Annotated in this window: 13 protein-coding genes; 5 read left to right on the top strand and 8 right to left on the bottom strand. The window is 43.7% G+C overall.

The genetic code is table 11. The features are described 5' to 3' along the window. Window positions 1-158: 158 nt before the first annotated feature. A complete protein-coding gene (gene acsA / locus ACXQIQ_RS17820; RefSeq protein ID WP_439301043.1) occupies window positions 159-1,874 on the bottom strand; it encodes an acetate--CoA ligase in 1,716 nt (571 codons plus the stop codon). A gap of 316 nt (window positions 1,875-2,190) precedes the next feature. On the opposite strand from acsA, the gene ACXQIQ_RS17815 reads away from it, so the two are divergent. From ACXQIQ_RS17815 to ACXQIQ_RS17800, 4 genes are all read left to right on the top strand, one after another. After that, complete coding sequence (locus ACXQIQ_RS17815; protein WP_439301044.1) at window positions 2,191-2,823, top strand: GNAT family N-acetyltransferase; 633 nt, start codon at window positions 2,191-2,193, stop codon at window positions 2,821-2,823. A gap of 12 nt (window positions 2,824-2,835) precedes the next feature. Next, complete coding sequence (locus ACXQIQ_RS17810; protein WP_439301045.1) at window positions 2,836-3,465, top strand: acetoin utilization AcuB family protein; 630 nt, start codon at window positions 2,836-2,838, stop codon at window positions 3,463-3,465. After that, a complete protein-coding gene (locus tag ACXQIQ_RS17805; RefSeq protein WP_439301046.1) occupies window positions 3,462-4,622 on the top strand; it encodes an acetoin utilization protein AcuC in 1,161 nt (386 codons plus the stop codon). The genes ACXQIQ_RS17810 and ACXQIQ_RS17805 overlap by 4 nt, the downstream gene beginning before the upstream one ends. A gap of 392 nt (window positions 4,623-5,014) precedes the next feature. Then, window positions 5,015-6,223, top strand: coding sequence for an MFS transporter (locus ACXQIQ_RS17800; RefSeq protein WP_439301047.1), 1,209 nt, complete (start codon window positions 5,015-5,017; stop codon window positions 6,221-6,223). A gap of 32 nt (window positions 6,224-6,255) precedes the next feature. Here the strand turns inward: ACXQIQ_RS17800 and ACXQIQ_RS17795 are convergent, their stop codons facing one another. From ACXQIQ_RS17795 to ACXQIQ_RS17780, 4 genes are all read right to left on the bottom strand, one after another. Then, window positions 6,256-6,621, bottom strand: coding sequence for a cupin domain-containing protein (locus ACXQIQ_RS17795; RefSeq protein WP_439301048.1), 366 nt, complete (start codon window positions 6,619-6,621; stop codon window positions 6,256-6,258). A 1-nt stretch (window position 6,622) separates the two neighbouring features. Further along, the gene (locus ACXQIQ_RS17790) at window positions 6,623-7,381 is read right to left on the bottom strand and encodes a serine hydrolase (protein ID WP_439301049.1); all 759 of its coding nucleotides are present in this window, start codon (window positions 7,379-7,381) and stop codon (window positions 6,623-6,625) included. A gap of 122 nt (window positions 7,382-7,503) precedes the next feature. After that, window positions 7,504-9,093, bottom strand: a complete 1,590-nt coding sequence (locus ACXQIQ_RS17785; protein WP_439301050.1) for a sodium:solute symporter family protein — start codon at window positions 9,091-9,093, stop codon at window positions 7,504-7,506. Beyond that, window positions 9,090-9,209 carry a symporter small accessory protein gene (locus ACXQIQ_RS17780; protein WP_439301051.1) on the bottom strand — a complete coding sequence of 40 codons (120 nt, stop codon included), beginning with the start codon at window positions 9,207-9,209 and terminating at the stop codon, window positions 9,090-9,092. Before ACXQIQ_RS17780 ends, ACXQIQ_RS17785 begins: the two co-directional genes overlap by 4 nt. A gap of 285 nt (window positions 9,210-9,494) precedes the next feature. On the opposite strand from ACXQIQ_RS17780, the gene ACXQIQ_RS17775 reads away from it, so the two are divergent. Next, entirely contained in the window at window positions 9,495-9,683 is a 189-nt protein-coding gene (locus ACXQIQ_RS17775) for a YjzC family protein (RefSeq protein ID WP_439301052.1), read from the top strand. 53 nt (window positions 9,684-9,736) lie between these two features. On the opposite strand, the gene ACXQIQ_RS17770 is transcribed toward ACXQIQ_RS17775, so the two are convergent. Genes ACXQIQ_RS17770 through ACXQIQ_RS17760 form a run of 3 tightly spaced genes read right to left on the bottom strand, consistent with a single transcriptional unit; the run spans window position 9,737 to window position 12,476 of the window. Further along, window positions 9,737-10,201: a CotY/CotZ family spore coat protein gene (locus ACXQIQ_RS17770; protein ID WP_439301053.1), complete on the bottom strand. Its 465-nt coding sequence runs from the start codon at window positions 10,199-10,201 to the stop codon at window positions 9,737-9,739. Further along, window positions 10,188-11,231 carry a YheC/YheD family protein gene (locus ACXQIQ_RS17765; protein ID WP_439301054.1) on the bottom strand — a complete coding sequence of 348 codons (1,044 nt, stop codon included), beginning with the start codon at window positions 11,229-11,231 and terminating at the stop codon, window positions 10,188-10,190. Before ACXQIQ_RS17765 ends, ACXQIQ_RS17770 begins: the two co-directional genes overlap by 14 nt. A gap of 24 nt (window positions 11,232-11,255) precedes the next feature. After that, the gene (locus ACXQIQ_RS17760; protein WP_439301055.1) at window positions 11,256-12,476 is read right to left on the bottom strand and encodes an ATP-grasp domain-containing protein; all 1,221 of its coding nucleotides are present in this window, start codon (window positions 12,474-12,476) and stop codon (window positions 11,256-11,258) included. Between the last annotated feature and the right edge of the window lie 318 nt (window positions 12,477-12,794).

The following is a 12,794-nucleotide window of genomic DNA, read 5'->3' as shown; positions in this document are numbered from 1 at the left end:
GACTTACTACTTCATTACCTTAACATAATTTAACAGCGATTTGAGGCATAAAATTACGCCTGAAAACGACTTTTTTCTACTGGCCTGCCGAGGGATGATTGCCCCCACTTCAGTAAAAAAGCATGCGGGATTTCCCGCATGCTTCTAAACTCAATCTATTAGTCTTCCATTGTGGAAAGGTCACCTGTCGGTAGATCCAATTCCCACGCCTTCAACACACGACGCATGATCTTACCACTTCGCGTCTTCGGAAGTTTCTCCTTGAACTCAATCTCACGTGGCGCTGCGTGTGCTGCCAATCCTTTTTTCACAAAGGAGCGAATCTCTTCTTTCAGATCCTCGTTCGCTTCATAACCAGTACGGAGTGCGATGAATGCCTTGATGATTTCACCGCGGACTGGATCCGGTTTCCCGATGACACCCGCTTCAGCAATCGCTGGATGCTCCACGAGCTTACTCTCGACTTCAAACGGTCCGACACGTTCACCTGACGTCATGATTACGTCGTCGATTCGTCCCTGGAACCAGAAGTATCCGTCTTCATCCATGTAGGCGGAGTCTCCTGAAATATACCAGTCTCCTTTAGTAAAGTAAGACTCATATTTTTCCGGACGATTCCAGATCGCTCGCATCATCGACGGCCATCCTTTTTTGATCGCCAGGTTCCCCATGCGATAAGGTGGTAGCTCATTTCCTTGATCGTCGATGATTGCAGCCTTAATTCCCGGGAGCGGTTTCCCCATGGAACCTGGCTTGATTTCCATCGCCGGGAAGTTACTGATGAGCTGTGCGCCTGTTTCCGTCATCCACCAGTTGTCGTGGATGCGTAAGTCGAACACTTTGTTCCCCCAACGGACAACTTCCGGGTTCAACGGCTCACCGACACTCAAGATATGGCGCAAGGATGAGAGGTCGAATTGCTTTACGACTTCATCACCTGCTCCCATCAGCATACGGAATGCAGTCGGTGCACTATACCAGACAGTGACACCATATTTTTCAATTGTCGAATACCAGTCTTCTGGACTGAAACGTCCTCCTCGGATGACGTTCGATACCCCGTTCAACCAAGGGGCGAACACACCGTAGGAAGTACCAGTCACCCAACCCGGGTCCGCTGTACACCAGTAGACGTCATCCTCTTTCAAGTCGAGGACCCACTTACCTGTTTGGTAGTGCTGGATCATGGCGTTATGCACGTGAAGGACACCTTTCGGCTTTCCAGTCGACCCTGAAGTATAATGCAGGATCATCCCGTCTTCACGATCCACCCACTCGATGTCGAGGTTTTTGCTCGCTTTTTCCATGCGGCCGTAATAGTCGACGTATGTGTCGTCTTCTTTCACATCGTCACCGACCAGGATGACGTGTTTCAATGCCGGCAGCTTATCTACCGGTACACGATCCAATAGGGCTGGAGTGGTTACGAGCACTTTCGCTTCACTGTCTTCCAGCCGGTCCGTAACGGCACCTTCCATGAACGCTTCGAAAAGCGGTCCAACGATCGCTCCTACTTTCAAAGCACCGAGGAACAGGAAGTAAAGTTCAGGGGAACGCGGCATGAAGATGAACACGCGGTCGCCTTTCTCCACGTCCAAATCTCTCATTACATTACCAGCTTTATTGGAGTAATCTTTCATTTCTTTAAACGTATATTTCTCGTCTCGTTTCGGGTCTGAAAAATAAAGGGCTACCTGATTTTTCTTTGCGGATTCAGCATGACGGTCGATCGCCTCGTAAGCCATGTTTACTCGCCCCGTCGTAGACCAGGTGAAGTTCTGTTCTACCTGTGACCAGTCAAAGTTTTTATAGGTAGTTTCGTAATCTTGCAGGTTATAATCTCCGTTGATAACCGGAAGCGCTTCCACTTTCATTATTGGATCTCCCCTTTATTCAAAGATTTAAAATTAGTATATCATATATTTGAGTATTCTCAATTTTAAAACAGTTCATATAGTACGTTCAAAAAGGAGGATAATAGAGGCAAGAAGTTCAAGAAAGCGCTGCTTTGAGCACCGGATCGTATGTACTCAATACGTGAGGAGCGGAAAAGCAAGCTGACGCAGAAATTCGACGGCTATATTCCACCGGACTTTTTGAACATCCTCTATTATTATGTTTGAAAACGCTTACTGTATATGGTTTCATGTATAATAAGAGAAGAGTCTATCACAGGTGGTGAAACAAAGCTTGAAGCATACGAAGATTTATAATGCCAAAACGGTGAACACACCTAAAGGAAAACTAATACTTGAAGGTCCGATCAAACCTACCACACTCGCAAGCTATGAATTCCATGAAGACTTGACTGCGTTTCGACCCCCTGCTGAACAACATAAAGCTTTGATCGAAATTGCAGGACTTCCAGAAGGTAGAATCATCATTGCCCGCCATCAGAACACGATCGTCGGATATGTCACGTACGTCTATCCGGATCCGATGGAACGATGGTCTCAAGGTAATATGGAGAATTTGATTGAACTCGGAGCGATTGAAATCATTCCAGAGTTCCGGAACTATAAAATCGGAAAGAATCTATTGAAAGTATCCATGATGGACGATGCGATGGAAGATTTCATCGTCATCACGACTGAATATTACTGGCATTGGGATTTAAAAGGAACCGGGCTATCGGTTTGGGATTACCGAAAAGTGATGGAAAAAATGATGAGTGCTGGCGGTCTCGAGTGGTTTGCAACGGACGATCCAGAAATCAGCTCCCATCCAGCCAACTGTTTGATGGCAAGGATCGGCAGCCGAGTCGACCGGGAGTCCATCCAGCAATTCGACCAACTGAGGTTCCAGAACCGTTTCATGTATTAGGAGGTGTCTTTTTTGAAGGTAGAGAAAGTTATGAAAAGGGATGTCGTCACCATCCAGCAAGATACAACCATCCAAGAAGCGAAAGACATCATGACGAGAAATAAAATCCGCCATATCCCTGTCGTCAATCACCATAACCATCTGATCGGAATCGTTTCTGACCGGGATCTCGTAATGGATCGACTTCCGAAGAATGAAGATGCGGAAAGTGCACAGGTCCATGCGGTCATGACGAAACAAGTCATCACAGCCCATCCCCTCGATTTTATCGAAGAGCTGTTGACTGTTTTTTACGAAGAGCGAATCGGATGTATTCCAGTCGTGAATCAACGAGAAGTGGTCGGAATGATCACCGAACGGGACATGCTTTATACATTGATCCAACTGACTGGAGCACACCAGCCAAGCTCCCAATTTGAAGTCCATGTAGAGAATGTATCTGGAAAATTAGCCGACGTCACAGCCGTCATCCGTCATCACAACGTCAACATCACGAGCGTCCTCGTCTACCCTGGCGAAACCGACACAACGAAAGTCCTTGTGTTACGCCTTCAAACGATGAATCCACAACCGATCATCGATCATTTGAAATCTGAAGGCTATAACGTAATGTGGCCCGTATCACCAGGAGAACAAGTATGACGAAACCGGTTTTCATTTTTTCAGATCAGCTCTTAAGCTATAAATTCAGTAACCATCATCCCTTCAATCCGTTACGGTTTAAATTGACGTACGAGCTGCTGCGTGATGCGGGTATTTTACAGGACGATCAGATCGTTGCCCCTCGGAAGGCCACCGATGAGGAGATCGAGCTTATTCATAACAAGGATTATGTAAACGCTGTCAAGCAGGCGAGTACCGGTCAGCTCCCTCCTTCGCAAGAGTCGAGCTTTGGACTGAATACGGATGACACACCGATTTTCAATGATATGCATGAATCGAGTGCCTGGCTTGTCGGGGCAACTCTGAGTGCAGTTGAGCAAGTTTTTGAAGGAAAGACGAAGAAAGCGCTCAGCCTTGGCGGCGGTCTTCATCACGGATTCCGTGGTCGTGCGTCAGGGTTTTGTATTTACAATGACAGCTCCATCGCGATCGAATATATGAAACAGAAATACAACGCCCGTGTGCTGTATATTGATACAGATGCCCATCACGGAGACGGTGTGCAATGGGCTTTTTACGACGATCCGGACGTTTGCACGTTCTCAATCCATGAGACCGGTCGTTACTTGTTCCCCGGTACCGGTAATGTCTCGGAAAAAGGAGCAGGCAAAGGCTACGGTTATTCGTTCAATATTCCTGTCGATGCATTCACAGAGGATGATTCGTGGATTCCGGTATTGGAAGAGTCCATTGATGAGATCGCGCGGTTCTTCAAGCCTGACGTCATCATCAGCCAAAATGGTGTAGATGCGCACTATTGGGATCCACTCACGCATTTATCGGTGACGATGAAGTCGTATCGTAGGATTCCGCAAATTGTGAAACAAGCGGCTGATCGGTATGCAGATGGTCGCTGGATCGCAGTCGGCGGTGGTGGTTACGATATTTGGCGCGTCGTACCGAGAGCGTGGTCGATGATCTGGGCGGAAATGAACGGACATGACTTGAGTGGCGCGCTTCCGGATGTGTGGCGGACGAAGTGGCAAGCGAAAGCGCCCGTCGATCTGCCGGAAAACTGGGACGATCCAGACGATATTTACCCTGAAATCCCACGAAAACAGGAGATTTGCGATAAAAATCAGCTCATGCTGGAACGAGCATTGCAACATATCCGAAATGAGCAGAAATCCATGTAAAAATAAGGGGCGGATCCGTGAGCGGATCCGTCTTTTCCTATTGGTAAGGGGGCGTTTTAGAAAATTGGTCCGGCGTCTTAGAAAAATCAGCACTGGTTTTAGAAATTTCACTGTCCGTTTTAGAATAATGAGCGTTTTTCTTAGAAAAACGGACCCTTATTTTAGAAATTAGTAAGTTATTCCTATTCGGTTCTTGAACTTCCCCAGCATCAGTGTCATAATGACTTACAACTTTTTAAAAAGGAAAGGATTTCTAATTATGGTACATACGCTACATCTTAATCCATTCGAACATTAGCGCCGCTGCAGCACCAATCGAATCCGAGCCCCTCCGATGTGGATGAATGACTCAGCAATGTGTAAAAATCCACACATCATCGGAGGAGAAATCTATGAACAAACAACTGCTCATTTTATTGATTGGTAGAATCATAACAAACATCGCAGACAGCCTGTACATGATTGCAACGATCTGGTATGTCAAAACAACAACCGACTCTGCCTTTTTAATCGGGCTGACGAGCGCTATTGCTATGTTGCCGGTCACTTTGCAATTTTTATACGGTCCGCTGATCGACCGATTTTCAAAACGAAAGATCTTATTTTTCGCAGAGCTTGGTCAAGGGATATTAGTCGGTATCATCGCGCTACTTTATTTTTCAAATGTGCTCTGGCTGCCACTCTTATTCGTATTGATGTTCCTGGCACTGGCCTTATCAGAGGCGACCTATCCGACCGAAAGTGCATTGATTGAAGGGTTAGCCGACCGGAAAGATCTAACGAAGGTCAATTCTGTTTTTGCTTTTTCCTATCAAACGCTAGACATCATTTCGGATGCAATTTCCGGAATTCTGATCATCTTTGTTGGACTCGGCATCATTTACGTATCCAATAGTGTGCTTCTGATTGGAACAGCGCTGCTCTTTCTCATCTATTTAAAAGTACCGAAAACAAAGAAAGAAGCACAGCCCTCCACCCTGAAGTTCCTTGAACAGTATAAGCGTGATCTCATTGAGGGTTATACCGTGGTAAAAGGACGGACCATCTTATTGAGTTTGATGTTCGGCATCATTGGGATCAATGTCCTCGCAACGATGGGGCTCGCAATGCTGCCGGTCATATCAGAAAGTTCAGCTGAATTCGGTTTCTGGCTCACTGCGATGTCAGTCGGAACATTGCTCGGGACAGTGCTTTCAAGCAAGGTGGAGCATCTCCCATTGAACCGCATCATGCCAATCGCCTCCCTTTTTTCAGGGATCTGTTGGATTACGGCTTTCGCCTTGAGTGAATGGTACATCGTACCGTTTATCTTTTTTGGCTTTTCATGGGTTGGAATCGGGATCATCGGCATTTATGTACAGACCTTGATTCAGGTGAATCTGCCTCAGGAATACTTGGGAATTGGATTTGCATTCATTTTATCCATACTTGGTTCACTAAGTCCACTTGGTTATTTTCTAGGAGGAATTTTTGGGGAATTGAGTTCAGGACCACTTATCCTACTTTTATCAGGAATCGGTTATTTCACATTCACGTTCTATTTCTGGATCCACCCTAAACTGAACCGGTTAAGCAACTCGCTACACACCCGTTTTGAATGAAAAAAAGGGCTGACTTCTCGTCAGCCCTTTACTTATGCGTTCACCATTCTGGCAGGCATGAAGGATGAAGGGTCCAACTCTTCGCTTTCAATTACGATTGCGGTTAGTCCCGTTTCCGTCTTCGTTTCATGCCATTCATCTTTCTTCCAAAAGACCGCGTCACCTGCTTTCACAGGAAAGAATTGATCATCCTCTCCCCTGACTTTTCCTTCGCCACTCATGATTAACAAAAGTTGAGGAACAACCGCCTGATGATAACCGATCAATCCGTCCACATCCAGATGCATACACCCGATATGTGCTGGCTTATCCGTCATGACAACTCGGGACATGATGAACTTAGAATCAAACTGTTTAATGTCTTTCCCTACTGCTTGATCGAATCGATAAAACTCCATCCTACATATCCTCCCTGTGGTTGTACATCATTCGTAACGCTTCGGTTACTTTCACGTCTGCTTCTCCATTTCCCGATCGATCCGGTAAATTTTTTACACCGACCACATAGAGAAGAGGGTTGTGATGGAACTCCCCTAACATACCAAGATGAACAAGGGCAGTTGGCAATCCGCCAGTCATATGGTTTAGGTGATGCGCCGGGATTCCTTCAATTGGACCTTGTTGTCTCACCAGTCCATTCACGACCGGTTTCCATAACCCAGAGTCAGAAATATACCCCTCATAGACTTCATTCAATAAGATAAATAACTCGTTCAAGTTTCCGCTATTCTCTATATCCGTTGAATCCGACTTCAGGTTGATACTACGGAAGAATTTCTGCAGTTCTTCATTGAACGCATGCCAACCACCACAGTGTTCAACAACCCTTTTGGCAATCACGTTATCATGACACGCCACCATAACTTCGATTGCATTTTCCAAAGTGAGCTCCTGCATTCCTTGCAGATGAGGATAAAGCTCCCTACTATCTTCTTTTTCATCGAATTCGATTCCGCTCACCGTCTCGCTCCAAGAGAAATAGTTCAATTGCACCCACTTCGTAACGACAAAACCAATCGCTACTTTCCCTGCTGAGGCGAGCGGAACATTCAAATCACCATTAAATGAGGCGATAACATTTTTCTCAGCTGGAGAATAGATGATAATCCCTACTTCCCCAGTCTGGATTTCCGATAATTTTTTGATGACTTCATTCACAGTAATCTCTCCCACTTCCATTTTTCCTCACAACTACTTCTATATGAGCAGATGATAACCTTCTTCTAGCAAAAAGAAAGACCGTAAAGGCAATCGGCCTTTACAGTCTTCCAAAAAACAATTTACAGTGCGGTTTTATGTTGTTCTTCATATCGTTCTTTCACACTTGTGCCTTTCGTAAGCAAGCTGACCACAATGAAGACGATTGTGGATAATGGCAGTGCATAGAAGAGTGGGTCAATGTGTGTCCACGGGAATGCTAACAAGGCATCTTTTCCAAAAATCGCTTTGGATAACCCTAAAGCCGCTGATTCTTTTACATGGAGGAAGAGGAATCCTAAGATACTGACTGTAAAGCCAGTTATGACACTGTAGGTTGCCCCTGCTTTTGTCGCACCCTTCCAATAGAAAGCTCCAATCAATGCTGGTAAGAATGCGGCTCCACAAATACCGAACCAGAATGCCGTTGCTGTGGCAATGACCCCGCCAGGTAAAATGTAAGCCAGGATGACTGCTGCAACCATTCCAAGTATGACTCCTACTCGAGATACGTTCATTTTCAGACCGAACAACTTGTTAATTCCCATCGTTTTCAAAATATCCTGACCAAACGCAGTCGCCTGAACATGGATCAATGACGAAACCGTTGATATGGTCGCGGATAATAACGTCAGTGTGAAAAGATAGATGAACCAATCCGGCATAATGGCGTTGATGAATTTCGGAATGATCAAGTCCGTATTACCACCCGCAGCTGTTAACGCAATCTCTCCTGATGTGTTGAAGAAATACAGGTTGCTCAATGGACCAATCGCAAACGCCGCTCCTGTCATGAACAAGATGAACACGCCACCAACCAATACGGAACGGTATAGTGCACGGTCGTCCTTCACCGTCATACAACGCATAGCAAGCTGTGGTTGAGCCAAAACACCGATTCCAACACCCATGATGATCGTGCTGACCATCGTCCACCAAAGTGGTGAACCTAACGCAGGCATGCTTGTCCATCCGAGATGCCCTCCATCAATAAGTGGCTGCGGGACCAAATCTTTCATCGCACTTAATCCTCGATGACCTTCAATAAATCCACCAACAGCCTGGTAAGTGACGAACAAGAATATCGCCATCCCAACGAGCATGATGACAGCTCCGAACGCATCGGTATACATGACCGCTTTAATTCCACCACTTATGACATAGAGGGCAATGATCAATGCTAAAATCAGCAACGCAATATTAAAATTCATCGCGAGAGACTCTTCCAAAAAACGTGCCCCACCAATCAAGACGATACTCGTATAAGCTGGCATCAGTACGAAAATCATCGCACCAGCAAAAACAGTAATAAAATTCGATTTATACCTTTTTCCAAGTAAAGTCGGGAATGTCGAGGCATCCAATTCAATTGATAATCTTCGAATCTTCGTACCAAAAATCGCAAAAGCTACAAAGATTCCTAACACGATGTTCAGAAATGCGAGCCATAACAAGCCCATTCCAAATACACCTGCTGCACCACCGAATCCGATGATGGCTGAAGTACTGATGAACGTCGCGCCATAAGAAAGTGCCATAACGGCAGGATGGATATTTCGTCCCCCGACGAGATAATCTGCTTCAGTCGTCGTTTTTTTGTAGCCGTAATAAGCAAGTCCTGACATGATTCCTATGTAAACAATACAAATCGGTATAAGGACAGCCAAGTTCATTGTGAATCATCCCCTCCGCGGTTCCACATCACAGCCCCGAAGACGACACAACCAACTGCTGCAAGGAGTGTTCCAATCCACGCAATCCCAACGATTCCATCTTCCATACCCAACACAATAACGTCCCCCAATCACAGAGTTTGTAAGCGCATTCATTTTTAACGTAAAAGGAATGCTCAACTAAAAAAGATGACCACTTCTCTAATTCCTTTTCTGTCTACAATATTCCTTCCATTCAGACAATATTTTTCTCAATATTACAAATATTCTATAGGAGTATGGATGAAATATACATTTTATTTCCTCCACATAAACTTTATAAGTAAAATAAGTTTACCCTTTCCTTATATGGGTTACATATTAACTGTCGACAAAAATAACCAATTAAGGAGAGGATTTTCATGGCTGATCGTTACAAGACAGGAGAAAAAGCTCCAGCAAACGGAACGTATGAATTCGATGGTTTAGCAGATGGCAGAAAGAACAGCAATCCAACCGACGATGAAAAACATATCAAATTGGAAAGCGGAGAAACATTCCCTCCCCTTCGCTCCAGTCAAGAAACAGCTTACTGGAAGAAAACGAACTAATATACCAATATAGTAAACCCTGGAGTCCAAGTACTCTAGGGTTTACTTTTCACTTAACATTTCGGCTGTATCGGTAAAGGACGGTCTATTAACTTAGGACTAGCACACTGGATGGCGCAAAAGCGTTTCAGATCTACTTCAACACAAACATCCGTTTTTTCAAGACGAAACGTGTCGCATATGGAATCTGTTACACAACCATATTCATCTACAGATCTCAGCAAAGATAAGGTGGCGCAACATAAATGGGAATCGACCTCTTCAACTCGAAAAAAGTGGGTCAAGAAGCAACCATATCCTTCGTAAGATAAATCTCCGATGTCACCAAAAGCTTTGAACGTTTTGTCTTCACAGTTGAACAAGATGATGGGAACAGTATCTTTGTCAGATGTTTTGTAGAATAAGGACTCATTCACGCAACCATTCTTTTTAAACTTATTCTGTAAGGCTTCAATTTTCTTCGCCGTTTGGCATACACAAGATGATTTCGGGCATGCATCGCGATCAAACAAGCTCATCGTTTTTACCCCCTTTCGAGGTCTCATGTAAATAACAGGCATAACGAATCATTGTTCTTGTGATGTCTGAATTAAGATTAAAGATCGGCGGAACTCCAGGTCGCCAATTCACTTCATAAAGCCAAATCTTCTCATGTTCATCCAACCCAACATCCATTCCCAATTCGTCCAACGAGTCTTCATATAGACTATCGAAGTGCTTTGAAAACTGGAGTGCGAATTGCTCTAGCGTTCTTTTGATATTAAAATAATGCTCCCCGAATTCATATTTTAGAAACTTTGTGAGCTCTGACGTATATCCACCCTTGCTCAAGTTTGCTACAACACCTTCAACAGCGATTTGCGGATAGATCGTTGCTACAGTCCATTGGCCTTTCCCATTCTTTTGAGTATGAAGTCTAAGCGTATAGGCCAAACCTCCACGTGTTTTGCTTTGAATAAATGGTTGAAAAAGAAAAGTAGTGTCTTTCATGAGATCTTTTAAAAATTCTTCTAACGCTTGTTTTGTCATAGTGTGTGAATCATGAAGTTCATTTACAGAGTAGTCCATTCCAGTTCTCTTAATATGAATGACATCATTTCCTTTATGACCAGTAACTGGTTTTACAATGATTTCAGGATGCATGCTCAGGTAACTTGTGACTTCTTTTGGGCGCATGATTTCAAAGGATGGTATCAAGTATTGGGCATATTTCTGCGCGACCTTGATCCGCTCATAGACGCTGATCTTATCCCCGATCGCGTAGCTTGTAAAAGGAATTTCCGCCCTTAATTGATCAATGATATCTTGCTGTTTACTCGTATGAGCTGAACTAATGTTATAAATGACATCTGGAAATGAAACCGTCTTTTCAATCCATTCTCCACTTTCATATACCCATCCTAATATGGTCCTTTCACTCAAGTTCACTCTACCTGGTGAAAAAAAGACGAATTCTACATCTTCCATTTTTGCTGCAGCAGCATACGAATAAGCTTTGTAAACAGTCTTAGGGTCTTTACGATGAGAAAGCATACCGACTGTAGTCAAAATTGTCTCCCCTTCCTCTACTACCTACAATGGTTCTAGGTGAAAACGGATTTCCTTTGATGCGTTCAAGGCATTTTGTTTGGCTTCTTCAATTGTCTTTCCTGTTGCGATGATGTATCCGTACCGGTTTCCCATTGAAAGAGGAGGTCGTAGGAACATTCCTTTTCTTGGTTTAATATAGACTTTCTCCACTTCAGGACATCTAGACGCCCTCTTCTTACCAGTAACTTTCAAGAGTGTCCCTTTTTTATCAATCGTCAGATAATGCGTATAAACGGGTCTTGACCTTCTCTTATTTATGTTTGGATTGTCACCAAGATTTAGTTTGAGCGTTTCAGCTACTAGATTGATTCCAGTCGCTGCTTCAATCATGTCATTCATGGCTCCACCTGAAATTCTAGGATTGATTTCAATCAGCCTCCACTCACCTTGCACCAACCTTAATTCCAGATGACAAGCCCCGCTTCGCAACTTGAATGCAGCGATAATCTTGGAGATCGTTTCATCCAGACTGTTCTTCAACTCTTCTTCAACAAGGGCGGGCAACACTGCATAACCTGTAATGATGAACCGTTTTCCGATTTGTATTTTTTGTTTGATGACTGCAATGGTATGAATGATTCCTCCATCTATCAGAATTTCTACTAGATATTGAGGACCTTCCAAATACTCTTCTACAAGAATTACCTCTTCTGGATAACGCTCAGAGAGTCGTTGAATAGCGTGTTGTATTTCTTCCATTCCTTTTGTCAGTATGACATCCTTCGAACCAGTGGAAGTAGGGGACTTTACAATCCAATTCCTTGTCAGATCCAGCGTGTTGATGAATTCAAATATAGAATCTCCAGGATAATAGAATTTGGCATAAGGAGTGAGCCCCATCCCTGCTAAGACACGATGGGTTTCATACTTGTTCTCCATTTTACCTAGTGCTTCAACTGAAACATTGCAGACGCCATACTCATCTGCAAGTTCTGCGGCAAGATGGACATATGGATCGATAAAGCTTACAATACTTTTGATTTCTCTCCCTTTTTGGGTTTGTTCTTTGAGGTGGAATCGTAATTCCTTTTTTGTAAAACGGCTGTAAATGATTTCATGAATATCCTCGAATTCTGTTCGTTGCTTGATGAACTTTTTTTGATTAGTTAGAAGTATTGTGAAGTATCCCATCTTCTCTGCAGCTCTTATAGCCTCTCGACTAGAACCTGATTTATTAGTCCCAATAAAAACGATGGTCTGCATATATTGCGGTTCCTCCCCTAAGAATTTCTTGCATACGGCCTTAAGTCATTACATAGGATGAGGAACCTATCAGTTAAGTTCCTTTATTCATTGAAAATAGGTAGAAATCTACTAAACTATTACATATTATGTAAAATAGTGTAAATTATATGGTTTATATGGTTTTTATTTACATGTAAATAATAGGAAGTAGACGTCCTCAATTAAAAACTACAACAGCTCAATTTTAGCCTATATATAGGTATCCATCCCTCTGTCTTATTCTCAGTATGGGTTCTTTTCCGCTTATTAGGTTCTAATAGGTTCTCATTAATTCCG

Source organism: Pseudalkalibacillus sp. Hm43 (assembly GCF_054170705.1).
Note: the sequence above shows the minus strand (reverse complement) of the source record. Positions and strands in the feature narration are given on the sequence as shown.

Bases quoted from the DNA above. Each gene is read 5' to 3' on its own strand.
- acsA (WP_439301043.1), bottom strand. From the start codon at position 1,874: ATGAAAGTGGAAGCGCTTCCGGTTATCAACGGAGATTATAACCTGCAA.
- ACXQIQ_RS17805 (WP_439301046.1), top strand. From the start codon at position 3,462: ATGACGAAACCGGTTTTCATTTTTTCAGATCAGCTCTTAAGCTATAAA.
- ACXQIQ_RS17800 (WP_439301047.1), top strand. From the start codon at position 5,015: ATGAACAAACAACTGCTCATTTTATTGATTGGTAGAATCATAACAAAC.
- ACXQIQ_RS17795 (WP_439301048.1), bottom strand. From the start codon at position 6,621: ATGGAGTTTTATCGATTCGATCAAGCAGTAGGGAAAGACATTAAACAG.
- ACXQIQ_RS17785 (WP_439301050.1), bottom strand. From the start codon at position 9,093: ATGAACTTGGCTGTCCTTATACCGATTTGTATTGTTTACATAGGAATC.
- ACXQIQ_RS17775 (WP_439301052.1), top strand. From the start codon at position 9,495: ATGGCTGATCGTTACAAGACAGGAGAAAAAGCTCCAGCAAACGGAACG.
- ACXQIQ_RS17770 (WP_439301053.1), bottom strand. From the start codon at position 10,201: ATGAGCTTGTTTGATCGCGATGCATGCCCGAAATCATCTTGTGTATGC.
- ACXQIQ_RS17760 (WP_439301055.1), bottom strand. From the start codon at position 12,476: ATGCAGACCATCGTTTTTATTGGGACTAATAAATCAGGTTCTAGTCGA.